This window comes from Leisingera sp. ABM4_103 (genome assembly GCF_056158685.1).
In genome coordinates this window covers 59,855-82,777 of the sequence record NZ_JBSWTU010000002.1, presented here as the reverse complement: position 1 = coordinate 82,777, position 22,923 = coordinate 59,855, and the positions used below count along the sequence as shown (strand labels likewise).

The following is a 22,923-nucleotide window of genomic DNA, read 5'->3' as shown; positions in this document are numbered from 1 at the left end:
AGATCTCAATTCGTCTTTGAAAACCCCTGGCCCATGATCCGTTCGAGCTCTTGCACCGTTTCACGCAGTTTTGGGCCGACCTCGGTCCGCATCCGGGGCACGGACAGCATTTCGGGTAGGGCGCCGCAGGTGAAGATCACCGGTTCGCTCAGATCGCGGGAATAGAACGGGGAGGCCACTGCGTGGATGTTGGAGGCAAAGTATTCATCGGGATCGGTGACGACGAAACCTGTGGTCACAAGCTGATTATGCGCCGTGCGGCGAATTTCCGTTGCGCGCTCGCGAGTCAGGCCGCGGTCGCCATCCGCCGCGGTCACGATCTGATCAAAGCCCTCTTCGGAGGTCGAGGCCAGCAGTGCGTGGCCGGACGATGTTCCGTTGAATGGCAGCCGATGCCCGACTTCAAGCCAGAGCGAGGCAACCCCGCGTGGCCGCCATGTCTTGACGATCAGCAGCTTGCCGTCGTCTCGCACCAGCAACAGGGCAAGGGTGCCTGTCTCATCCGCCAGCCGTTGCATCAGCGGCGATGACAGATCCACAAAGGAGATCGATGCGCTTGCCATGTTGCCGAGCGCCAGCAACGCGGGGCCAGGGCGATAGCGGTCATGGCGCCGCGCATGGGTGAGATAGCCGAGCTTTTGCAAGGTGAAGGTCAGCCGCGACACCGTGGATTTGGGAATACCGGTACGCTCCGAGATATCGGCATTGCCCAGGCCATCGTCGGATGACCGGAACGCCCGCAAGACGCTCAAGCCGCGCGCCAGAGTGGTCGCGAACCTTCTGTCGGTTTCAATCTCGTCGGGCATAGTGTTCCTCATCACCTTGTTATCCCGGTCTACATCGAGTTCGGGATCAGCAGCGAAATGACCGGGAAGGCCATGATCAGGATCAGAACGATCACGTCAACTGTCAAAAATCTCAGGATTCCCGAGAATATTCTGTCGATCGCCACGTCCTTGCCCACAACGTTTGCGATGACGAACACATTCAACCCAACCGGCGGCGTGATCAGGCCAATCTCCAGCAGCTTGATGATAACAACTCCGAACCAGATCAGGTCGAAGCCGTAATTTTCCACCAGCGGGATCATCAGCGGCAGGGTCAGCACCATGATGCCGATGGGATCCAGGAACATGCCAAGCACCAGGTAGATCACCGCGATGGCCGCCAGCAGCATGACTGGCGAAAGCTGCGCGTCTGTCACGGCGCTGACGATGCTCGGGGCGACCCCGGTCAAGGCGATGAAGGCGACAAAGATCTTGGCCGCGGCGGCAATCAGGAAAATGCTGGCGGTTTGAATGCAGGTTTCGCGCAAGGATTCGATCACCCCTCGGAGATCCAGCTTGCCTTGCGCGAAACCGATGGCGACTGCTGCGGATACGCAGACCGCAGCCGCCTCGGTCGCTGTGAAGATGCCGCCATAGATACCGCCAACAATGATAACGAAGAGGCCAATCGCGGGCCAGGAGTCCAACGCGGCCCGGCCCCGGTCCCGCATCGTGATCTGCCCTTCGAACCTCGGCGCCGCTTCTGGTGTCCGGCGCACCCAGACGAAGATGACCAGAACGAAACCCAGCAATGAGATGAGGCCAGGCAGAATGCCTGCGAGGAACAAGGCGCTGATCGAGGTTTCGGTGAAAATCCCGTAGATGATGAACAGGACAGAAGGCGGGATGAGCGACCCGAGGGTCCCGCCCGCAGCGACGCTGGCAGTGGCAAGTCGCTTGTCATAGCCCATGCGCAGCATCTCTGGCGAACAGATCCGCCCCATGGTGGAGGCGCAGGCGATGGACGATCCGGTAATTGCGGAGAAACCGCCGCAGCCTACAACCGAGGCCATCGCGACACCACCGGGCACACTCGCCAGCCACACGCGGGCAGCTTGATAGATCTTCGTCGTGATCTCGGCGCGATAGGCAATGTGGCCAAGCGCGATGAACAGCGGGATCATGGACAGATCGTAGGAATGGATCAGGTCGAAGGAATTGGAAAAAACCAATGACGTCGTGGGTTTCAGCGCCCGTTCAGGTGCGAAGGCGCCGGTGCGAAACGCAAAGATGACAAAGGTGCCAACTGTGGCAACTCCGGCAAGTGCAAAGGCGATGGGCACCCTGACCGCAAGCAAACCGATGACACAGGCGAAGGCGACGATGCCGATGACGGTGCCGTCCATCAGACGCTCTCCTCATGTTCATGATCCGGGGAAACCACGCTGCCACCGGCGCGGATCGTGCGAATGTCGCCGATCACCATTAGCAGCAGCCGAAGCCAGCAGAAGGAAATCCCGACAAGGAAAACCACCCGGCCCGGCCATTTCGGGAGGTTAAGCTGACCAAAGAAGAAGGCGCCGCTTTCGACGGTATGGGCAACCTCGCGCCAACCCGCGTAGATCAGGGGGGAGAGGGCGAAGAGACCAAAGGCGCTTCCACCGACGAGCAGCCAGTCCTGCACACGGAGGGGCATCATTTTACTGAGAAACTCCACCACAATATGCGCCCGGTCCAGTGTTGCCACTGCCAGGGGCAAAACGATCGCGGCGACCATCAGTTCGCGCACGATCACAATGGTGTCCGGGATGCCGGAATTGAATGCGGCCCGCAGAAATACGCTGCTTGTGATCAACACGCCAAGGCCGACAACGGCGACAACGGCCAGGTCAAGCAATAGCTTTTCAACGCGACGTAACATCGGTCAACTCCGTCGAAATAGTATGAAGGGAAGTGCCGCGGCGCCGGTCTTGCACCGCGGAGATATGTGCAGCTGGTCTCAGCCGCGCGCCCAGGGATAGCCTTGGCCGTCACGCTCTTCGGCATATTTTTCCAGAAGCGTGCGGTATTGTTCCAGCAGCGACGTGCCGTCAAGCCCCGCCGCATTCGCACGCTCGACCCATTCATCAACGTATTGCTTGCCTTGCTGAACCAGCTTGTCGCGCTCTCCCGCTGGCAAGTCGACGACCTCGACACCGGCGTCCTTCATTGTCTCCAAGGCCGCGTCATTGGCCACGGTAATCAATTCACCCAGCTTGTCAGCCATCGCGATACCGGCATCAGCCATCGCGGACTGGGTCTCGGCGTCGAGAGAATCGTACACATCCTTGTTCATGAAGATTCCCAAAGCACCGACCTGACCCCAGTTAAGCAGGGTATAGCTGGTCATGACTTCCTGTTGTTTCAGGGCGGCAACTGCGTAGGAGTAGCCCTGCGAGCAATTCAGCAACCCGGTGTCGAGGCCCTGATAGGCATCGTAGATCGGCATCGCGACCATGTTTGCACCAAAGTCGCGGAAGGTGTCGCCATATGCGCCGACGCCACGGACTTTCAGACCGGCAATATCCTCGACCGTGCGAATTGCCACGTCCTTGCACGCGATGTTCACTGCCGAGGTTGTGAAAGTGCCGATGTATACGAGGTTCTGGTCCGCCAGGCTTTTCGTGATCGCGTCGGAGGTCCTCATCAACTCGTCCGTCGCGCGCATTCCGACCCAGGCATCCTCATTGCGCATCGGCAGGTCGGCGAAGCTGTAGCTCAGCATTTCCTGCGGGAAATACACTGCGATGACCGTGCCGAGGTCAGCCACTCCGTCCGCAATGGCTTGTGCGGCCGCATTGGCCTTGAACAGCGCCCCCCCCCATTGAATGTCGATATTTACTTCGCCGTTGGTACGGGCTGTTACGTCGTCGGCAAAGGACTGCAATGCTGCGGCCCGGGCTCCCCGATTCGGGCAGGCTTCTCCCAGTATCAGCGTTGTGTCGGCGCTCGCGATTGTCGAGGCCGCCAAGCAGAGTGCCGCCGCGGTGGATGCTAGCAGGGGTTTCATTAGGTCTCCTCCCTAAATTCTACTATGCGGTTTTGAATTCCAATTATTCGAACACTAGTATAAATTGCTCGAATGAGTCAAGCTGAGTGATTTTCTGCCCTGAACCGTGGTCAGGACACCCGTCTCAAGGGCGCCGATGAACAGCAGCTGAATGTTCAAAATAGCCCCAAATTATGCGAACGTTAGTTTGCCACACTCAGCTATGGGCCCGCAGACATCCCCGCGGCGCTCAGCAGTCGTACATTCGGTTAAGAACACCCGCTGCAAAAAACCGCCGCGATGTCAGCGGTAACGTTGCCTTGTAAGTTCCAAGATTTCGCGCAGGTCGGACGGATATGCCGGTGCCCAGCATACTGGGGTTCGCGGCGCTTCCCGGTGTGGTCGTGAAGAACTCTATTCTGCTGGTGGGTGTAGTTAAACGTAAACACCGCAATGCATCAATGTGGCAGCGGCGGAAGGGCGGTTCGAATTTCGCGGCTCAGGCTGACAATGAAGGACCGGTCTGGCGACATCAGCTGCATCGCGGCGATGAGCGTGCCGCATCTGCAATAGAATGCTGCGTCAGCAAACATCTGGAAGGGCAATGGCAGCAAAGTCCGGCTCCTCGTTGGTCGATCCACGTTGCGGCGAAAGGGTGGATTGAATTTGGCCCCTCGGGCTGACTTTCAACGGCCGGTTTGGCGGCACATGCTGCTTCACAGCGAAAATCACGCCGCACCCGCGAGCGAATGCTGCGTCAGCAAACACCAGGAAGGGCAACGGCGGCAAAGTCCCGCACTGTGTGATTTTATGCGCAGCGCAGCGAATGGCGGCTTTCACAAACGCAGGTTTGTAAAACGGATGTAAAATAGGCTCTCAGATAGCGAACTCGTGCATCTCAGCTCGTGTCTCAATGTAAATTCCGCAAAGGGTGCCAGCGTCAGGGAAGAATATTTCTTAACGTAGGATTTTGCACTGAGCCGGAGCAGACCCCAGGCAGCAGGAAAGCCGGTGTCCACCTCGCGGCGTGCGTATCTGACCGACCTGCAGGACACGATCTTCATGGCGATCCCGGAAGAGAACCTCGCGCTGATGCCGCTAAGCCAACAGGTCCTGAACGACCCTTCATTTTACGCGGACGCCATGCACTATGCCGCCGCGATCAGCGAGGATGAGCTCTTCATGGCGCTGTCCTCTTCGCTGAAGGACATGACGGTGCAAGACGCCCGGGCGTTCGTCTCGAAGCTCTGGCACAGCACGATCGATGACAATGCCCGCAAATATGCCGAAGCGTTGAAGCGCCCCGAGCGTGAAATCATGCCGCTGCGGCCTGGGAACACCGTGTAAGATCGGAGCCATTCTCTTGGCTTGAGCCCTACCGAGGTTGGCCGCCGCGAATCCCCTTTCCCGGAGGTGGCACCCTGTGCAGCGCGCGAAAGCCGTTGAAGGCGCTGTGGGGACGACTACTGTCGCCAACATGATGAACTGGGATCACATGCGCGTCTTCTTCCGGCGCACCGCGGCGCTTGCCGCTTTTGTCGCGCTGCTCTGGGCGATCCAAGTCGTCAATTGGATCACCGGCTACGGCCTGAACCCGGCCTTCGGCCTGATCCCCAGGCACGGCAGCGGGTTGGATGGTGTCATCGCTATGCCCCTCCTGCATGGGAGTTTCTCGCACCTGATGGCCAATACGCCGCCGCTCCTGGTGATGGGTGGGCTGCTGGTGGCAACGACCACGCGAGGCTTGCTGTCGGTGAACGCCGTGGTGATCGGCCTAGGGGGCGGTCTCGTGTGGTTGTTCGGCGGCTCGGCGATCCATATCGGTGCGTCGGGGCTGATCTTCGGCTGGTTTGGCTTCCTCATCGCGCGCGGTCTTGTGGATCGCTCTCCGATCACGCTGGGCGCGGCGCTGGTGGTCGGTGTCCTCTATGGCTCTATTCTCTGGGGCGTTCTTCCGGGCCAACCCGGCGTGTCGTGGGAGGCGCATCTCTTCGGCGCTATCGCGGGCGCGGGCGCTGCGTTCCTAATCCGAACGCATGTCCATGCGCCGCGCCTCGGCGGCGTCGATCTGAACTGAAACAGTGCAATCGGGCCTAAGCTGCCGATCGACCTCGTTTGGTGCAGCGTATGCTTCATGATCTTGCCAAGAAAGTGCTCTGAACGGTTGCCGTGACTTCTCGAAAGATGGAAATGGCCCACGTTGTTGTTCTCTCCTCTCGTAAACAGAGAAGAGGTGGAGAGGACCAGAACTTGCTCGGCAAGTGGGCTCGCAGGTCAGGGCCAAGGAAAAGTGTCGGATTGCGCCCTAGCAGCTACGCAGTCATAGTGCCACTGAGGGCAGGCGGGAGCAAATAGCATGGACGTTCGAATTCAAACCGGCTGGGACAACGACCCCGCAGGGCGCATTCGAAACTTATCGCTTGCTCCGAATGCCAAGAACTCACTTTTCCCACTTTTTGAAGCTGTGATGAACTCCATTCACGCCGTCGAAGACAGATTTGGCAAGGATAATCTCAGCAAGGGCGAAGTCACAATCGAACTGCACCGCACTAAATCTGGGGAGATGGAAGGCTTTACTATTTCTGACAATGGAATTGGCTTTAACGAAAGCAATCTCGAGTCTTTTCGCCGAATGGACTCACGTGCCAAAGAAAAGATTGGCGGAAAAGGCGTAGGGCGCCTTGTTTGGCTCAAGGTGCTGGACGAGGTGCGTATTCAAAGTGTTTACGATGACGGGTCCATCGGTCGTTCTATTTCTTTTGATTTCAAGGTTTCCAACCCAACGGACAATCTGACCCTTGCGCCAGCGGATCAAAGCACTCCAGGCTCAATTATTCAGTTGACTCCCTACAAACGTGACTACGCTCTGCACATACCGAAGAAGGCAAGCACGATCACAAATCGGCTTTTGGCTCATTTCATAAGTTACTTCATCAATATCAGTCATCCAAAAATTACGGTCTGTGATGTTGATGCCGAGATAGACCTGTTCGAGGCATTCTCAGAATCAGTTGAGCGCGATGCAGATTATCGGTTCACTTTATCCGCTTCTGGCGGGTCCGAAGATTTTGTCTGCCACTGTTTTCTGCTTCCCAAAGCAATCTCTGACGACGAAAGAAGCACGAACGCACTTTACCTTGGAGCAAACGGACGTGCTGTAAAACGGTTCGACATGGACGGGGTGATTGGCCTTAAGGCTATTGATAGTAAATTCGCATTCCTTGGGTATATTGAAAGTGCGGCCCTCGATGAATCTGTGAATGACACAAGAACGGACTTCTCTTTGTCAGAAGATGAGATTGAGAGCATCGTCGATCAGGCGAAAGAGCGCGTCAAGGAGTTCCTCGCCCCCGAACTCGCTGAGATTCGAGAGAAGCAGACAGGCATTGTCAGCGCCCTCCGCATCGAGCATCCTCGTTTCCTTAGTATTCAAGGTACGGATGCTGAAGTCGCGGAAACGCTCCATTACGGCACGAACCGGAAAGAGGACATATTTGTGGAAATGTCCCGTCAGTCGCTGCGTCAATATGAACGCCGTAAGAATGCTTTCAAACGGTCAATTGAGAAGAAGTTGCCTGACGTGGAGGCGAAGGCCAAAGAGTATGTCGCAGAACTCAAGCAAGAGTCGGTGTCGTCGCTTGCTGAATATGTCATGAAGCGCAAGTTGGTTCTCGATGTGTTCGAAGAGAGCTTGAAATTCAAGCCTAATACAGATCAAGATTCCGAGTATGAGGACGTTCTCCACGACATAATCTGCCCTCTGAAATCCACTTCCTCGGATTTGGATTACGACGATCACAATTTATGGATCGTTGACGACCGACTGGCATTCTACTCATATTTCAACTCTGACACCCGCATGGAAAAGCAAGTGTCAGATCCCACTCACCCAAAAGATAGGCCAGACGTCTCCATTTTCGACCTTGGCCTTGGCTTTGAAAATGAAGACAAGTCTTCCCCAATCACTATTGTAGAATTCAAGCGTCCGAAAATCGACAACTACACTTTGGAGAAAAACCCCATCACGCAAGTCCGAAAATATGTTGAAGACATGCGGAAGTCTGGTGAGGCGATCAAGTATGACGGGACTCCCATACGCTCAATCGAAGAAACTACGCCGTTCATGTGTCACATCATCGCGGATATAACACCCAAGCTACGTGATGTCATGAAGGCTCTCGGGAACTTCCACCGAAAGGCGGGTTCAAACACATACTATTCGTGGGACGCGTCCTATTCGATTTTTATCGAGGTCTCGTCTTTCAAAGACGTTCTCGAGTCCGCTAAGTCACGCAACCGAGCATTCTTCGAACGTATCGGGATCTCAGTATAATCAAGTTTGCTTCCGCGTTTCTCTGCCACTTTAACTAATACGCAGGGAACCACCACTTTCCACCCTTCCTTGCGGAACGTAGCGCCAACCCATTCCTCATAAAGAAGGGCGCACGGGTCGCTGTGACTGACCTGCAACGCAGCTTTTCTGAACCGGCCTTTTGGGACATCGTGCGGCAATGTCGGATAGCAGGAAGTCGGCGGGTCAGTTCCAGATGGCCTCGTACTCCCAGCCCTCCGGGAACCCGGCTGTCTGCGGACGAATTTCGTAAGGGAGGTCTTGGGTCAAGATCTTGTCGCGAAGACGGATGTGCCACCTGGTGCGCGGATAATACTGCCGCAGCATGAAGATCATGATGACGATCGCGCTGTAAATCTTTTTCGTGGGCGCATCGTCCCCCATCCTGGGCTGGCGGAGGTGGTCGAGCTGTCCAAATGTCGTTTTTGGGGGAACCCCAGGGCTGTTAACCAAGGGCTTGTTCCACGTTCGGGCGTGATGTGCGCAGCTGTTGCGGACGTCATTGAGCGCTGTGATCCATGAAGCGAATGTCTTCATGGGGAGGTCCGGGTGAATACGCGCCGCGATTGCCATTTTGTTTTTGTCGGACAGGTGGGCGATAATGTGGGTCAGGTTGCCCCAGGTCCATGTCCCAGCCTCGATCCAAATCGGTGGAGGACCAAAGTACTTTAGTGAGAAGTGCTTCGCGAAGTCCTCTTTAGAGCTTCTGAAGTGCTGATCCAGTCCGGCTATGAAGAGCTCGAGAGGCGTGCTGCCATCTTCGCCCTTTTCGCTGAAGCGATCCTTGTATGAGCGTCTGTCGCGATGCGCATGTGGTCCCAGCTCCCCAAGGACTTCAATCATCGCGGTTCTAACCGCGATCTCGATGCGCTCAATCGCGTCCAGAAGCTCGATGCGCAAGGTTTTGTCGAAGAGATAGAAGTTGATAGCCTGATCGAAGGACGTACCCTCTTTGAACTTGTCGCATCGAACCTTCTGCTCCGTCTCGCCGTCTGGAGTTGGGATCGGGCAGAAGTCACGATAAGGATACCCAAACGCGCTGAGTCGGTAGTATCCGATGCGGTGCAGGGAGCGCTCGGCATGGCCTCGGTCAGGGATTTCCATACCCCTCATCAACATGATGTCGATGCATTCATCGATCGACTTGTGCTGCTTGAGGTACTTCAATGTTGATACGGCGATGTCCAGAAATTAGAAGACCGGGCTGTAACGAGGCGACTGAGGCCAGGTCAGGGAGCACCGGTCATAAGGCAATAATGTATAATAGTGTCCGCGCTGACGATGTCAACATTGTAGACGGGGCACCGAACGGTGAGGCAACGCGGGATGTCAGTTCGGTGCGCCGAGACTTGATCATGGCTGCGCTTTGCGGCCATTGGAGCCAATTACAGCGAACTTCCGCTACCCGCCCATTACATCGAATGCTTGGACAAGTAATCCGTATAGTCGGTAGCGGCGTCGCCAGCACATCAACCCTGGCCAGAGCCTTGCGGCCTCCCCAGCTCGGCTTCGCGTGTCGCAGGGGAGAACGGCCCTTCGGTCCGTCGCGCATTCGGCCATGCGGCCTCACCGCGGCGTTGCGCCCGGCATCCCGGTTTGCCCGCCTCGCGAGCACGTCCCTCCCCGGTCGCTCCGCCGGATTGCGCTCTGGTCTGTTTTGGCCTTAGGCCAAAACGATCCCGCCACTCCATCCGTCTCCCGCGTCCGGTCGGGCCGTTTGCCTGCTCGGGTCGGGCAAACCTACCGTCAAAACACACACACATGAGCGCGGAAGCATATCCTCCGGATGGCCCCCAAATCAGCCCGCGTCAAGGATCGCAAAACTTTTCGGCGAGGGCGGAGCCGGTGGCGCGGGGCGGTCCCGTGCGCAAGCGCGCGCAAGTGTCGGGTGCCGCGCGCGGAAAACTTTTGCGCCCGGCAAGCCGGCGGCTACGCCGTCCCTGACCCGGGTTGATTCGGAAACCAGGCATTCGGCCATGCCCCCACACTCACGTGGTGGCCTTGGAACCGAACACTGGAGACCAGACATGGCTTACGACACTGCAAACACCTACGAGACCATCGAACTTTTCGGACTGACTGAAAAGGACGCGCAGCTGCCGATCCCGGAGGATCACGTTCTGACCGACCACATCGTCCGCGAGAGCTTCGAGGCTTTGCTCGGCCAGCTGCGCGGGACCGGGCTTGAAGCAGAAATCGAACCGCTGGCCCATGGGCTCGCCACGATCTTGCAGCGCCGCAAGGTGGCACTCGGTAAGGAGATCGACCGCACCGCCGACAAGATCGGCGCACTGGCAAAATCCCATGACGGATCGGAGATCGCCGAGACCGCGCTTGAAGAAGCGCAGGCGCGCTTTCTGCAGCTGCGCGAGATTGTCGGCGCCATAGAGGTGATGAGCGAGGCTGCGGCGGAATGCTACGAGATCGAAACGGGCCACGCCTTCATCCCGGCAGCGGGCTCGCGCGCAAGCGTCCGGGCGCAGGAGACAGGCGCGGTTTTCGAGGCGCGGCAACTCCTGGAGCAGCACGACCGCGAGACCGCCGAGAAGTCGAAAGTCGAGGGGGTGCCCCTGGTTGTCTCGGGCGCCACCGACTGGACCGATGTCGATGTGATCTTCAACACGCTCGACAAGGTTCGCGAACGGATCAAGCAGAACCGCAATCAGGAGATCTTCCTCTGCCACAAGGGTGGCAAGCATGGGGCGGAGATGATCGCGGCCCGGTGGGCCCGGGCACGCGGGGTCGCGCAGGCGCGCTTCGATCCGCGCTGGTCCGCGCATGGGCGTGCGGCACCTTTCAAGTGTAACGACGAGATGCTGAACGACAAATTTGCGGCGACGGGGGTTGTTCTCTTCGGTGGCAACGGGGTCGCGCTGAACCTCGGGCAAAAAGCGGAAGCGAAAGGCCTGACGGTCATGCGGGTTGCGGACCCGGCGAAGAAGACTGCCGAGACGTGAATTGAGAGGGTCGCCTTCGGGCGGCCCTTTCGTCATGTCTCATGGCGCGTGCGATCGGTCACACTTGATCAGCAACTCGCGGCGTCCAGCACAGTCATCCCACTACCCAGTCCGTCAGAGTGCGGCCCATCCGCGTCGGTACGGGCTGGGGATGGTGCGCACCTCACGCACATCGTCAGCAGCACAAGACTCGAGGGGTCGAGACGTCGCACATGAGGCTGAAGACCTGCACGTCCCTCGGGCGGTGTTTCGGAACATCGTATCCACGCGGGCGGGCACCGTCAGCACCCCGGCCGGGCTCGGCGGGACGCGGACGCGGATGGTGGCGGCTGCGTGATGGCAAGGGTCATCCGGATCACTCCTTTTTGCTCATAGATGTGGATCGCACGGGGTCGGCCCGTTCGTGCCCTCAGCTCACGCTTCGGCAAGCACAAATACGGCTTCCACGGCTGGCCGCGGACCCTCCGCATTTGCGCTTGCGACCGGGCCTCTTGCCCCCGTGCCGGGTGATCCCCATCGCAACAAGGAGTAATCCATATGACCAACCACTACGTCGCCACCGTTCCCGTCAAGTTCACCGATACCGATGGCCAGGAGCGCACCCGTTTTCAGCGCGTGGGTGCGATGTTCCGCAACACCCGCAACGGGGATGGCTCGGAGTTCTTCAACCTCAAGCTCGACTTTCCGGTCGCGGTCTCGGAGCTGGTGATGTTCCCACCGAGCGCAAAGGATCCCCAGGACTAAATCCTCTGACGAGGATGGGCCGCCCCAGGACGATCTTGGGGCGGCCCGATCCCTGTTCCAGGGATGCCGGGTCCGGCGGGGGTGATCGCCGCCAGCGACCCTTCTTGGTGCCGTTCGCTGCGCGTTCAACGGACGCACTCCCCCCGGAATGATCAGGCCGCGACAGACCGGCCAGTCAGCCTCAAGGGGGCCATCCATAAAAACCTATCGGCCAGGGCCTCCCGGTTTTTGCGGCAGAGATTTGGGTCCCCAAATCTGGCCCTCCTTGACCCTGCCTGTCCGCCCTGTCGGTGGGGTTTTCGCCCGCCCGCGGTTTCGTCCGAACACATGCGTGTTCGGCCAGACCCTCGGGCGGTGCTGGGGAAAGGGACCCATTGGACAGGTGGGTCGCCCGGTGGTGAGGGCGGCAGAGCCGCGTCCCTGCGGGCCGCGGGGGAAGCGGACACCAAGGCTGCCTGAGACTGCATGCAACGTAAGTATATAATTGACAGCTAGGTATATTATCGTAAGGTGGGGCAGCCTTGGTGGAAGGTGGCAGGAAATAGGGGGTCTTTCTTCGCATGTCGCGCTCAAAACGTCTCACCGATGCGGACCGCATGGAGATCGTTCGCGAGGCTGCGGAAGGTGTGACAACATCGGTGCTTGCGGAGCGGTTCGGCGTGTCGCCGCGAGCGATCCAGTACACTCTGAAAGCTGATGCCGAGCGCCAGAAGGATGCCGCGATCCCGGTCTCCGCGGTCAGTGTGAAGGTCACGGCTGCGGAGCTTGTGGCGCTCGACGAGGTGTTGGCGAAGGCGGGGATCGAGAGCCGGGCAGAGGGTCTGCGGCGGCTCATCCAGGCGGCAGGCGGGGTGTTCGTTCCGGACGCGCAAATGGCGGTCGAGATGGCGCGCTACCGCGCCTCGCTGCACGAGGTCGGCAATGGGGTCGCGCAGATCGCCAAACAGATGACGCGGGCCAACCGGCAGGGGCAGGGGGTTGGCCTGGAGTTCACTGAGTTGCGCCTTGCGCAGATGCGCGGGCTGGCGCGGTTCATTCTGGATTCCGCTGACGAGATCGATCTGCTTCTGCGCCGTCGTCGCGACGCGATGCAACTGGAGGCTACGGCCGCGCTGAGGGAGTTTGCCCATGCGGCTGAATGATGCGGTTGACGCTGTCACGGGCGAGGTCTTCCGAGACGGCTGGAGCCGCATCCGGGGCTCGATGCAGGGGCTGCATGTCGCCAAGCAGAGCCAGCTTGTGCGCGCGGCAGCCGGGCACCGTCCGGCGGTCTTCAAGGCGATCCGGGGTGGGGGGACGCATACCAAATCACAGCTCGCAAACCAGCTCGAGTACCTCACAACCAAGTCCACCCATATCGTGGACAGTAGCGGGTTCCTCGATGGCAAGACGAAGCTCGAAGCGAAGGACATCAAGGACCTCACCGAGCGCTTTGCCAAGCGGTGGGATGCAAGCTTCAAACCCAAGCTTGGCCAGACCACGCATATGCTGATGTCCTTCCCCATCGGCACCCGCGGCGAGGACGTGCGCGACATCGCGACGGATGTGGCCGAGCGGTTCTTCCAGACCGACGCAGGGCATTTCGACTACATCATCGCGGTGCATGAGGACCGCGATCACCCGCATGCGCATCTGGTGCTGAACCGCCGCTCGCAAGAAGGCGAGTTCTTTTTCCTCGGGCGGAACCACCGCTTCAACTATGACGACTTCCGCCTCGCCATGGTCGAGGAGGCGGAGAAGTATGGTGTGCGCCTGGAGGCAACGCGCCGCGTCGATCGCGGGGTTGTGCATTACCCCGCCCGGACCCGCGAGGTCTATGCCGCCAAGGAAGAGGGTCGCGCGCCCCGCGAGCGCGAACGAGTGGGGCAGGACCTGGCGCGGACGCTGGCGGAGATCGCCAATACCAGAACTGTCTACCACTCGCTTGCTGCGGAGGCTTCGCGCGAGGCCCGCGAGGATATCGCGGCGGCACTCTTCCGCGCGGGCGAGGTGCTCGCGCATGGCGGACAGGTGGACCGAACAGGAGATGTGTATATGGCCGACGATCAAAGCTTCGAGGATCTGAGAAGCCTCTATGCGGAAAAGCTCGCGCGGGTGCAGGGCATGATCGCCGAGAAGTCTGACGCGGAACGTCCCGTGCTGGAAAAACGCCTCATCGAGATCCAGACGCAGGTCCAGCACATGCAGCCTCTCGGTTTGCGATCGAGCACGCTGTCTGAGGTGCCGTCGGAGGGCGGGGTCTACTCAGAGGCGAATATCGACACCAACCAGCTAGAACGTCTTGCCGAGCCAGGCCTGCGCTCACGGATCGACGCGGCCCTGCGCGGCACGGGGATCAGCACGTCGGAAGTTGTGGCCCGGATCGAGACCGGCGCTTCGAATGCAGCGCTCGAGCATCAATGGATCGCCAATGATCTCTCCAAAGTGGCTGAGGCGCGCGATCTGAACCTTGAACGCCGCGCCGATCTGGACCAGGCGCGCGACATTCTCAACGATGTGCATGTCGAGCTTGGCACACTTCTGGAACGGGAGAACGTGCTGCGCCGGGATGGGGTCGTGGAGGAGAAAGCGGTCAGCGAACGGTTCCACTATCACGAGGACGCGGTGCAGGCGATGGAAAGGACAATCCGTCAGGAGATGCACGCCGAGGGTCTGACAGCGCAGCAGATCGAGAACCGGGAGTGGGAGGTGGTCTCAAAGGCAGAGCGCCGGATCGAAGCGGAGCAGCGCACGTATCTCGCAGAACACCCAGACCTGCTCGCACGCCCTGGCGATGTGATCGACCGGTCCGAGCCCTACCGGGAGACCATCACCGATGTGGCCCGCGCCAGCGAGATCACCCGCGAGGTCGACCGGATCATGGAGGCGCGCGACGTCCGCACGTCCGTTGCGGATGCTGTCGCAGATGACTTGCGCGTGCGCTATCCGGACATGCCGTCCCACCTCGCGCGCGGGCTCGGCGCGACCTATGCGGCCGTCGTAGAGATACGGGACACGGAGGCCATCAATCAGATCCGCCGCGAAACCGAGATGCGCGAGGGGCTTGGGGTTGGCACGCGCGACGCACTCCTCGCAGCCCGCGGTGAAACTGCGCCGCAGTCTGACCGTACCGACCGCCTCGCAGACGAGATTGCGCGTGTTCTGGACCATGAGCGGGCGGGGGAGTTGTCCGCGCCTTTCGAGACCGAGGCGGAGCGGGACGCTTTCCGAACCGAGATCGCGCGGGTGCTGGATGACCGTCAACTTGAGCGGCTCACATCCGGCGATGCCGATGCGCTGGACAAGGTTCTCGAGGACCGCCTCGACCGGCTCTATGTCGCCAAGGTCTACCTGCAATCCGATGCCGCGACGGCCAACACGGAGGCCCTGCGCCAGGTGGTCGATGATCTTGCCGACACCGAATATGAAAAACACCGCGCCACAGACGTGGATGGCGAGACCGAGCGGGGACAGGTCCATTGAGCGCGCCCATGGGAAAGGCGCGGATCGCGACCGGTGTCTTGTTGGTAACGCTGGTGACCGGGGCCATGGGCTATACCATCGCCTCGGCGGTGCTGACCTACCAGGATCTCGGCTTCGGGGCAGAGATCGACTTCGCCTATATCGCGCAGAACTATCTGGCGATCCTCGATCGCCGCCCCGAGGATGCCCAGCTCATCCATCTGATCATCGGCAGCTTTGCCGCCGCCGGCCTGATGCTGAGCCTCGCCCTCTCAGGGTCCGCCCTGACACGCTTTGGCCAGACACATTGGCAGACCGCGCGCGAGATGAAGGCCAACGGGTTTTTTGGCGCGCCTGGCACGGGATTCATCCTCGGCAAGCTCGGTACTCCAAAATCCCGTGCGAAATACATCTGTTCGAAGGTCTTCCCCCATGCGCTGATCGTGGCCCCCACGGGCCGCGGCAAGACCACGGGCTTCGTCATTCCGAACCTGCTGACCTGGCAAGGCTCGGCGGTGACGCTCGATGTGAAGGGCGAGTGTTTCGAGGCCACGGCCCGGCACCGCGCGGCCCAGGGCGACAAGGTCTATCGCTTTGCCCCTACCGATTGGGAGGGCAAGCGCACGCATCGCTACAACCCGCTCCTGCGGATCTTTGAGCTGAAAGATCCCGCGCGCCAGCAGATGGAACTGCAGCTTCTCGCGACGCTCTTCCTGCAGAGCGACAACGACCGGGTGCAGGGCCTCCTCAAAGGCGGAATCGATCTCTTTGTGGCAGCAGGCCTGCTGGCGTTCCAGCGCAAGCGCCCCACTTTGGGCGAGATCTACCGCATCGCGGCCTCGGGCGGGAACAAACAGAAGGAGTATTTCGCGCGCGGCCATGAGGTGGATAACCGGGCCGCAAAACTGATCTTCACGCGGTTGGCTTCGACCAACAATGACACCCTGACCTCTTACGTCTCGCTCCTGATGACCTCGGGGCTCGATCAATGGCAGAACCCGGCGATCGATGAGGCGACGGCGGTGTCGGATTTTGATTTTCGGACGATCCGCAAGAAGCCCTTTTCGGTCTATCTCGTCGTCCAGCCGCTGATGGTGAAGCCGCTTGCGCCGCTGATCCGGCTCTTCTTTTCCGATCTTCTCTCGGCCATGCAGGAAAAGGATCCCGGACCGGATGAGCCTTGGCCGGTGATGATCATGCTCGATGAGTTCAACCGCCTGGGCAAGATGCCCATCGTGGTCGAGAGCATCGAGACTCTGCGCACGTATCGCGGCCATCTGGCCGTAGTTACGCAAACGATCCCCGCCCTCGATGAAATCTACGGCGAGAACACCCGCCGCGCCCTGCAGGGCAACGCGGGCGTGAAGCTCTACCTCACGCCGTCGGATGAAAAAACCGTCGAAGAGCTCAGCAAGGCTGTCGGCAAGACCACGAAAACCGTCATCACGCGCTCCCAGTCCATCGGCAAGAACCCCTTCGAAGGGCGCAGCCAATCTACACGGACTGAAGAGAGCTCTCTGCTGCCCGAAGATGAGGCGCGCCGCTTGCCGCTCGACGAGATCGTCATGGTGATCGATGCCCAGATGCCTGTCCGGGCGAAGCGGATCCAGTATTTTGACGACCGGCTGTTTAAGGCCATCCATGCGGCGCAGACAGGCGAGTTGCCATTTCCAGAGCCGGGGGGAGGGGGGCCGCAAGGCACGCTGCCGCTGAGCATGCGCGTCATGCCGATGACACAGCCACCGGGCGGCCCCCGTGGTTCTGAAGCTGATGTGGAGCGGGCACGCGAGGTCGTTGACGGTCAACCGTCAGGGCAATCTGATGTAGTTCCAAAGAAGACCGCGCCTGTCGTTCAAGCCGTTGTCGCCGAGGAACAGCGCCAGATGGAGATGGATTTTGGGGGACAGCTTGCGGATGCCGAGACAGTGGGGGTGGATGATGAGGCGCAGATGCGCTCTGCCGTTGATGGCTTGGACGATATGGAAGCGTTGCTGCGACAGGACCGCAGCCAGAAGCTAATTGCTCGTTAGGATGGCGGGCGCGTTCAGGAAGTTTGCAGCCGCTTACTTAGGTCTGGAGTGTCACATTCGCTCAGTGTTCTAAGCACAGCGACAGAATTTTTTCGGCATAGACCTGAGACGCGTGTTCTACCGAGCTCTTCGTCACCAAAAAAACCCACATCAAAAGTCCAATAAATGCGGCTCCGCAAAGCAGTGCCCCGAGAACGAACGCAGTCGACCCGATCTCTAGATCATATAAGAAATATGCACTTCCAAGAGCCACCGTGGTGGTGATTGCAATGCCCAATGGTTTCAACCCAAGCAAATTGCGCGCGAACCCATACGCAATGTTCTCATTCAACAAGAGGCTTGCTTCTGTTTGCGGACGGGTGTGCTCAAGCAACCAACGTACTGCTAGCAAGCGGTCATCCTGAGCGTTCTTTGGGTCCTTGGTCTCATCAACCAAACTCGGCAAAATAATTTTGCTATGTTTCTCAATGTATGAGCGACACCTCGTCTTCATGTTCTTGGGTAAACGATCATCGGAAAGGGAAAGCAAAGACGCAGTATGCAGACGTCCAACTCGGCTGCCCAGTTTGCGCTCAACACTTTGACCAGACTTACGCGCCAACCGCGTCAACGCGAACAGGACCCCGCAAGTGACGACTAATGCAGCTATGGCACCCAATTGGGTCCAAACAGCTGGAAACCAAACAAAGACAAAAAGGAGCGCGGGCAACAGCGTCAAAAGTGCCGGATTGAGACGGGCAATCCTATCGTAACGGTCCATACCGAACATCTTATCCATCTGCATGAACTCTTCGATGAAAATTAGGCATTATCGTCTCCTCCGAGTTCGGAGGACAAGCCCACCGCCTCTGCGATAAGCTGACGGTACCCAGTTGGGGTTCTGATAATCATCAGAACGGGAAACAGCTGTCCAATCGCAAGCTTGGCCGCTGTACTGAAATCAGTTGCAGAGGGACCAGTGGACGCAAGGTGATTGTGCCACGTTCCTAGCGCGTAGAGAGTGTTTCCAGAAGATTTGGACAATTGTGCGAGCTGCTCACTCAAACCTTCGGTACCCAGAACAAACTCCGTTTTGGAAAATCTGCTATCGGGCGGAGCTGGAATTGTATCTACGACTTGAAAGACGTTACCGATGGCCGAGAAGCGCCCGACCAAAACACCGCCGGTTTCAGATCCCGGCTTGCGCGCAATTTCAGCGTCAATCTCTGTCGTAACCCGGCGGGCAAGCCGCGTTTCAAGCGCGTCCATCTTGGGTCCTTTTACGATGGTATAGGGTTCGACGTTATGGCTTTCCCAATTCTGGGAAAGACCATCGGCCTGTAGGTGCCCAATGTTGAATTGCCCACTTTCATCTACATACCTCCCGGAAAGCACGTCGCTTGTTAGCGTCGCGAGAGGAGCTGCCAACATGGAAAGCCGAGCGTCTGAGGCGATCATCGAGAAGCTCGAGCATCCTTGACCAATTATGATCTCGTCTGCGCTTTGGCCCATCACTTTAGATCGGAGAGCGTCGTCGCTCCGTAAATGGTGATAAAACTCAGTCATCAGGTCGCTGCTACTGGGGTTGGCGCTCTGGCCTGACACCGAGAAGAAACCAATGTCACTATCACCCATGAGGCTTGCTTCCATCACCCGTGGTGTCTTGCCCTTCGTCCAATCTGTAGAGCTTAGGGTTTCCCGCAAAACCGCAGAGGCGGTAGTGTTCAAGATTGCTTTGGATTTTTCGAGCTTCAGCTTTCTGCGAAACTCTTTGGTACGCAGCACAGTGTTGGCATCAATCCGATACCCATCCGTCTCCTGCGCAAGTTTGCTGACGTCATGTGCAAATTCCCCAGCCTTGGAAGAGTAGAACATCGAATCCAAATCAGCAGAATACGGCAAGCAGGAATGTCGCGCGTAGTTGTGCGGTTCCATGGTGTCGTTGTCTATGACCGATATCGGGGCACGGCCTGACCGCGCGAGATGCATCGCAATTTTCGAACCTAAGCTTCCACAACCTAGCATGGACCATGAAAGCCATTGCGAGCTGGGATCACCATGCGAGGTTCTTCTTAAGACATCGATCGAGATCGAATCTCTGTGGCCCGCCAAACGGACAGTCGCATTTGATGTCGGCTTGAGATCATCCACAGTTTGGAATTCGATCACATATGGGCAGATTTCAAGAGGTGAGGCTTGGCCAATGAGATTGAACGGTCGGCGGGCGATCAATATCACTGTGACTGGCAACGCCTTTTTGATGGTATAGCCGTCGAGCTTCGAACGCAGCCACTTCATCCTCTCTGCCAGCATCTTGCCGCAGCCGTAGAGTTCAGCGCGTTCGTATAACTCTGCAACGTTGCCTACTGTCTCTGGAAGATAGCGGTCACAGATGATTGGCTTGCCGTTTGGATGCTTTCCGGCCCAAACAATCAGTCCGAGGCTAAACCCCGTCCATTCGTTGTCACCTTTCGGGACCTGTCCAAGGGATTTAAGTGTCTTTTCATCAATTTTGACCTGCTCATCGCCCTTTAGACAGATTCGATAGTAGGGGTCGGACTGGCCCATCTGCGCAAAAACCCAAGTACGGTGCCAAGTCGCGCCGGACCTACGTTTAACCACACTGCGGATCTGCGAGGCATCTCCAACAATAAGATCGTTCAGGTGGTCGCGCCGAACAAATTCCCAACCATGTTTTGGATCATTCAGTTTCAGCATCGCTGCTCGATCGAGCCAGTCTAGAAGTTGCTGGAGAAGCGCAAGAATACCGCCCCCGGATTGAATTAGCTCACGTGGAGATCCGAAAACGAGGCACGGTTCGGGTGCTGAACCGGCTGCATTTGGCTGTAAGTGAGGATGGGACCGGTCAAAGTCGTCCCGTAAACTCGGGCGCGGTGCAAACAGAGGGAAGGAGACAGGAAACGATAGTTTGACGGGCTCGACACGTCGTACTCCCGACGGGCTTTCGCCTCGAAACCGAGATGGAAGTTCCGTTTTGATTTGTAAAGTCACATCCACCGGACAATCGTCATCAGCCCGCGACGCAATAGCTATGCCGATTACTTGAGGGTGCTTGTCCAGTGTGCGAATCGCACGGGCAATGGCTACGGGAACGGCTAGAAGACTATCGACGGTTACCATGCAGCTGACTCATGCCAAGTCTGACCCACAACCATGAGCATGTGCCTCGACTCCAAGAGCGGACGATGAAGAGATCGCGGCTGCCATTTTCAGGGAGGCGACTTTTGGACCATGTTCGGTGATTTCCATCTTTAGCGGCTTGTCACCTTTTTCGTCCTCTAAACACCGGAACTCCCCATTGATTTCCGCTTCGCTCAGAATGGCTTCATATTCTTCCTTTGCGTGGATACAGGGCGGATCGTTGTCGTCGTCTATAACACTCTTACTGCTCGCCAGGATTATTGCACCGCCGTTTGCTTGCGAAAGAGCTGATCGGGCATCTTCAGAAACTACCGCATCTTTTCCCTTTTTGGACCAGCTGTCGTGCGACAGTGACCGCCAGGAACAATGATGGGGCGCGATCAAGACATCATATGCAAGAACCTCGGGAGTTTCAGAATACTCTGCCCAAATTTTCTCCCAAATCGCCACTTCGGCGTCACCACCAAACAGGTACTGGGCGGCGTTTTCGGTATCATCTTTCGCAAGCGTAAACTGAGTGATGACACTAGAGTTGTTCTTGCTGAGCAACTCTTCTTCGTCTTCATCGTCCGTGACCGGCAGCGGAGCCAACAAGACCGCCTTGAAACTGTCATCTGCTACGCCGCAAATCTCGGAAAATGTCTCGCCCGTTTTGATCAGAATGTCGGCCAAATCATCCGTCTTGCCGTCCGCATCCTCGCTCAGGATCAAAATTCTGCTTCCGTCTTCGATATCTTTGTCCTGGCGGAACATTTCAACGCGCCGGCGCGCTTCTGTCGCCCAAGCCTTTGCGTCAGCGCAAAGCTTGTTGGTACTGCTGGCACGTCTAAAAACAATTGGGGAAGACCACATCTCGCGAATTACGATCTTGTCGTCTTCGGGCGACCAATCCTCAATTTTGCCGAGATGAAAATGGTTCTGCAGTCCAGAGCAGTGATCCATGTCCGGATGCGTCAGCAAGAATGCATCGATAAACAGACGTCCGTCGCTGTCACGGTCAAGCGCTTTGCGAAGCTGTGCTCCAACATCAGGCACATCCTCATCTTTGTCATCAGCAGAGGCACTAATATTTATGTCTACGAGAATATAACGGCCACTCTGTGTTTTGATTAGGCTCATGTCACCATTGGCGACTTTGAAATGCGAAGTTTCGACGCTCATCAGTACTGCTCCTTAGCTTGGAAAACCTGAGTGACGCGCCTCCCACCGAATTGAACAAGTTTACGCTTTGTTCTTAACATAGTTGATCGAGGATAGCCTTTCAACAACATGTTGTGTCCCGCAATAGGCATCGCCAAAATTCCATTAATGACTATGGTCTGCTTTAAAAACCTGCGCCGCTGCGTTGATGGGATGCGCAGATGTCCACTTCGTTTCGCGCCATCACCGCTTGCCAAGGCGTCCCAACCTTGAAAGCTGTGCCAGCATCCGGGCTCCTGTGCCGGTCCCGTCGCCGGGAGCAGCAGCGGTTGGCCCTCCCGCAGTATTGGGTCGGCTTGGCAACGCTTGCACACCAAAGAATTGTCGCGCCCGCAGAGCTGCGTATTCCGCGCCAGTCGCACCTCCGATGGCGTACCGGTTGTAGACTTGTTGGCTGCCTGCGAGTCCTCGGGCAAAGGCATAGCTTCCCCCAAATCCGGCCGAGAGTGCTGGCATCATGATGTTTCCAGAAATCGCCCGAACCAGGAATGGCGTTGCTATGATAAATCCCTTTGCCATCAGCACCATCATGAAGAACGGAATGAGCGCACCGATGTTGGAGGCGCCTTCCGGGTCGCCCAGCTTAGCAAGAAGCGCACGCGAGACACCCGTGATGGTCGCGAACACGCCGGCAACGACGATCGGGTATATCGCGAAGGAAATCAGTGCCGAAAGCCAGCGTGCGAAATAATCCTTGGTCACCTCGAACAGGGTCAAGAAGATCATCACTGGCGCAATGCCAATTAGCAGAGCGATCATGAGCCGGGACGCCACAACAATAAATGCCGCCAACCCGCCAAGAATCGAGAGCAGCAGAACCCCAAGTGTGTCAAGCAAGGCACCCGCCATCCAGTTCAGCTCAGATCCCGCAGCATTCAGATAATCCCCTAGCGCTGCAATCAGTTCGTCAAATTCCTCTGCAAAGGTACCGGACGGACCAGGTGATCCGCCGCCGACAGAAGCCACAAGGGCGCCGGCAATGCTGTCAATTCCGTTCAGTATTGCTGAGGCAAGCGCATTGAACTGGACCCAGTTGGCCGCGAAGACCCCTATAAGTCCGACCTTCACGGCCAGCCAAAAGGCAGTTCGGCCGTCCATGGCGCGATACTGGTAGATCATGTTGATGAAGACCAGAATGACAACTAGTGTTGTTCCCAGAACCAGCAACGTGCCGACCGTTGCGGCGACCGCGCCGAATTGCGTCTCGGCAGCGGTATTGAGATAGCCTTCAGCGGTTTCCACGAAATAGGTGACGACACTCATG

At 58.0% G+C, this 22,923-nt stretch carries 18 protein-coding genes; 9 read left to right on the top strand and 9 right to left on the bottom strand.

Going from position 1 to position 22,923, the window contains the following annotated elements; translation table 11 throughout:
• Positions 1–5: 5 nt before the first annotated feature.
• The 4 genes from ACXAED_RS00540 to ACXAED_RS00525 all read right to left on the bottom strand — a co-directional run bounded on the left by ACXAED_RS00540 (position 6) and on the right by ACXAED_RS00525 (position 3,816).
• Complete coding sequence (locus tag ACXAED_RS00540; protein ID WP_475046067.1) at positions 6–806, bottom strand: IclR family transcriptional regulator; 801 nt, start codon at positions 804–806, stop codon at positions 6–8.
• A 29-nt stretch (positions 807–835) separates the two neighbouring features.
• Positions 836–2,173, bottom strand: a complete 1,338-nt coding sequence (locus tag ACXAED_RS00535; RefSeq protein WP_027233694.1) for a TRAP transporter large permease — start codon at positions 2,171–2,173, stop codon at positions 836–838.
• Positions 2,173–2,688, bottom strand: a complete 516-nt coding sequence (locus ACXAED_RS00530) for a TRAP transporter small permease (RefSeq protein WP_475046065.1) — start codon at positions 2,686–2,688, stop codon at positions 2,173–2,175. The genes ACXAED_RS00535 and ACXAED_RS00530 overlap by 1 nt, the downstream gene beginning before the upstream one ends.
• Before the next feature lie 78 nt (positions 2,689–2,766).
• Positions 2,767–3,816, bottom strand: a complete 1,050-nt coding sequence (locus tag ACXAED_RS00525; RefSeq protein WP_475046063.1) for a C4-dicarboxylate TRAP transporter substrate-binding protein — start codon at positions 3,814–3,816, stop codon at positions 2,767–2,769.
• 341 nt (positions 3,817–4,157) lie between these two features.
• Between ACXAED_RS00525 and ACXAED_RS00520 the strand changes: the two genes are divergently transcribed.
• The 4 genes from ACXAED_RS00520 (at position 4,158) to ACXAED_RS00505 (ending at position 8,128) form a co-directional block, all read left to right on the top strand.
• The gene (locus ACXAED_RS00520) at positions 4,158–4,478 is read left to right on the top strand and encodes a hypothetical protein (protein WP_475046061.1); all 321 of its coding nucleotides are present in this window, start codon (positions 4,158–4,160) and stop codon (positions 4,476–4,478) included.
• Between the two features lie 328 nt (positions 4,479–4,806).
• Positions 4,807–5,142 (top strand): hypothetical protein, encoded by a 336-nt coding sequence (locus ACXAED_RS00515; protein WP_234994812.1) that lies wholly within the window; start codon positions 4,807–4,809, stop codon positions 5,140–5,142.
• Positions 5,143–5,290: 148 nt separating this feature from the next.
• Positions 5,291–5,872: a rhomboid family intramembrane serine protease gene (locus ACXAED_RS00510; protein WP_072702366.1), complete on the top strand. Its 582-nt coding sequence runs from the start codon at positions 5,291–5,293 to the stop codon at positions 5,870–5,872.
• 279 nt (positions 5,873–6,151) lie between these two features.
• The gene (locus ACXAED_RS00505) at positions 6,152–8,128 is read left to right on the top strand and encodes an ATP-binding protein (protein ID WP_475046059.1); all 1,977 of its coding nucleotides are present in this window, start codon (positions 6,152–6,154) and stop codon (positions 8,126–8,128) included.
• Positions 8,129–8,332: 204 nt separating this feature from the next.
• Here the strand turns inward: ACXAED_RS00505 and ACXAED_RS00500 are convergent, their stop codons facing one another.
• On the bottom strand, positions 8,333–9,313 hold the full coding sequence (locus ACXAED_RS00500) for an Abi family protein (protein WP_072702319.1): 981 nt from the start codon (positions 9,311–9,313) through the stop codon (positions 8,333–8,335).
• Positions 9,314–10,173: 860 nt separating this feature from the next.
• Between ACXAED_RS00500 and ACXAED_RS00495 the strand changes: the two genes are divergently transcribed.
• The 5 genes from ACXAED_RS00495 (at position 10,174) to ACXAED_RS00475 (ending at position 17,318) form a co-directional block, all read left to right on the top strand.
• The gene (locus tag ACXAED_RS00495; RefSeq protein ID WP_093412157.1) at positions 10,174–11,103 is read left to right on the top strand and encodes a DUF2493 domain-containing protein; all 930 of its coding nucleotides are present in this window, start codon (positions 10,174–10,176) and stop codon (positions 11,101–11,103) included.
• 537 nt (positions 11,104–11,640) lie between these two features.
• On the top strand, positions 11,641–11,847 hold the full coding sequence (locus tag ACXAED_RS00490; RefSeq protein ID WP_093412161.1) for a hypothetical protein: 207 nt from the start codon (positions 11,641–11,643) through the stop codon (positions 11,845–11,847).
• A 560-nt stretch (positions 11,848–12,407) separates the two neighbouring features.
• The gene (locus ACXAED_RS00485) at positions 12,408–12,989 is read left to right on the top strand and encodes a helix-turn-helix domain-containing protein (RefSeq protein WP_093412163.1); all 582 of its coding nucleotides are present in this window, start codon (positions 12,408–12,410) and stop codon (positions 12,987–12,989) included.
• On the top strand, positions 12,976–15,309 hold the full coding sequence (locus ACXAED_RS00480; protein ID WP_274836191.1) for a relaxase/mobilization nuclease domain-containing protein: 2,334 nt from the start codon (positions 12,976–12,978) through the stop codon (positions 15,307–15,309). Before ACXAED_RS00485 ends, ACXAED_RS00480 begins: the two co-directional genes overlap by 14 nt.
• An 8-nt stretch (positions 15,310–15,317) precedes the next feature.
• Positions 15,318–17,318, top strand: coding sequence for a type IV secretory system conjugative DNA transfer family protein (locus tag ACXAED_RS00475; protein WP_274836197.1), 2,001 nt, complete (start codon positions 15,318–15,320; stop codon positions 17,316–17,318).
• A gap of 61 nt (positions 17,319–17,379) precedes the next feature.
• On the opposite strand, the gene ACXAED_RS00470 is transcribed toward ACXAED_RS00475, so the two are convergent.
• The 4 genes from ACXAED_RS00470 to ACXAED_RS00455 form a co-directional block, all read right to left on the bottom strand.
• Complete coding sequence (locus ACXAED_RS00470; protein WP_274836190.1) at positions 17,380–18,096, bottom strand: hypothetical protein; 717 nt, start codon at positions 18,094–18,096, stop codon at positions 17,380–17,382.
• A 23-nt stretch (positions 18,097–18,119) separates the two neighbouring features.
• Complete coding sequence (locus ACXAED_RS00465; protein WP_274836189.1) at positions 18,120–20,438, bottom strand: ThiF family adenylyltransferase; 2,319 nt, start codon at positions 20,436–20,438, stop codon at positions 18,120–18,122.
• A gap of 9 nt (positions 20,439–20,447) precedes the next feature.
• Positions 20,448–21,620: a ComEC/Rec2 family competence protein gene (locus ACXAED_RS00460; protein ID WP_475046057.1), complete on the bottom strand. Its 1,173-nt coding sequence runs from the start codon at positions 21,618–21,620 to the stop codon at positions 20,448–20,450.
• A gap of 222 nt (positions 21,621–21,842) precedes the next feature.
• On the bottom strand, positions 21,843–22,922 hold the full coding sequence (locus tag ACXAED_RS00455) for a TrbL/VirB6 family protein (RefSeq protein ID WP_093412172.1): 1,080 nt from the start codon (positions 22,920–22,922) through the stop codon (positions 21,843–21,845).
• Position 22,923: the final 1 nt, after the last annotated feature.

Excerpts from the sequence above, each read along its gene's own strand:
- ACXAED_RS00495 (WP_093412157.1), top strand. The coding sequence starts at position 10,174 with ATGGCTTACGACACTGCAAACACCTACGAGACCATCGAACTTTTCGGA.
- ACXAED_RS00470 (WP_274836190.1), bottom strand. The coding sequence starts at position 18,096 with ATGGATAAGATGTTCGGTATGGACCGTTACGATAGGATTGCCCGTCTC.
- ACXAED_RS00465 (WP_274836189.1), bottom strand. The coding sequence starts at position 20,438 with ATGGTAACCGTCGATAGTCTTCTAGCCGTTCCCGTAGCCATTGCCCGT.
- ACXAED_RS00505 (WP_475046059.1), top strand. The coding sequence starts at position 6,152 with ATGGACGTTCGAATTCAAACCGGCTGGGACAACGACCCCGCAGGGCGC.
- ACXAED_RS00530 (WP_475046065.1), bottom strand. The coding sequence starts at position 2,688 with ATGTTACGTCGCGTTGAAAAGCTATTGCTTGACCTGGCCGTTGTCGCC.
- ACXAED_RS00485 (WP_093412163.1), top strand. The coding sequence starts at position 12,408 with ATGTCGCGCTCAAAACGTCTCACCGATGCGGACCGCATGGAGATCGTT.
- ACXAED_RS00540 (WP_475046067.1), bottom strand. The coding sequence starts at position 806 with ATGCCCGACGAGATTGAAACCGACAGAAGGTTCGCGACCACTCTGGCG.
- ACXAED_RS00455 (WP_093412172.1), bottom strand. The coding sequence starts at position 22,922 with ATGAGTGTCGTCACCTATTTCGTGGAAACCGCTGAAGGCTATCTCAAT.
- ACXAED_RS00475 (WP_274836197.1), top strand. The coding sequence starts at position 15,318 with ATGGGAAAGGCGCGGATCGCGACCGGTGTCTTGTTGGTAACGCTGGTG.
- ACXAED_RS00490 (WP_093412161.1), top strand. The coding sequence starts at position 11,641 with ATGACCAACCACTACGTCGCCACCGTTCCCGTCAAGTTCACCGATACC.
- ACXAED_RS00525 (WP_475046063.1), bottom strand. The coding sequence starts at position 3,816 with ATGAAACCCCTGCTAGCATCCACCGCGGCGGCACTCTGCTTGGCGGCC.
- ACXAED_RS00480 (WP_274836191.1), top strand. The coding sequence starts at position 12,976 with ATGCGGCTGAATGATGCGGTTGACGCTGTCACGGGCGAGGTCTTCCGA.
- ACXAED_RS00460 (WP_475046057.1), bottom strand. The coding sequence starts at position 21,620 with ATGAGCGTCGAAACTTCGCATTTCAAAGTCGCCAATGGTGACATGAGC.
- ACXAED_RS00510 (WP_072702366.1), top strand. The coding sequence starts at position 5,291 with ATGCGCGTCTTCTTCCGGCGCACCGCGGCGCTTGCCGCTTTTGTCGCG.
- ACXAED_RS00535 (WP_027233694.1), bottom strand. The coding sequence starts at position 2,173 with ATGGACGGCACCGTCATCGGCATCGTCGCCTTCGCCTGTGTCATCGGT.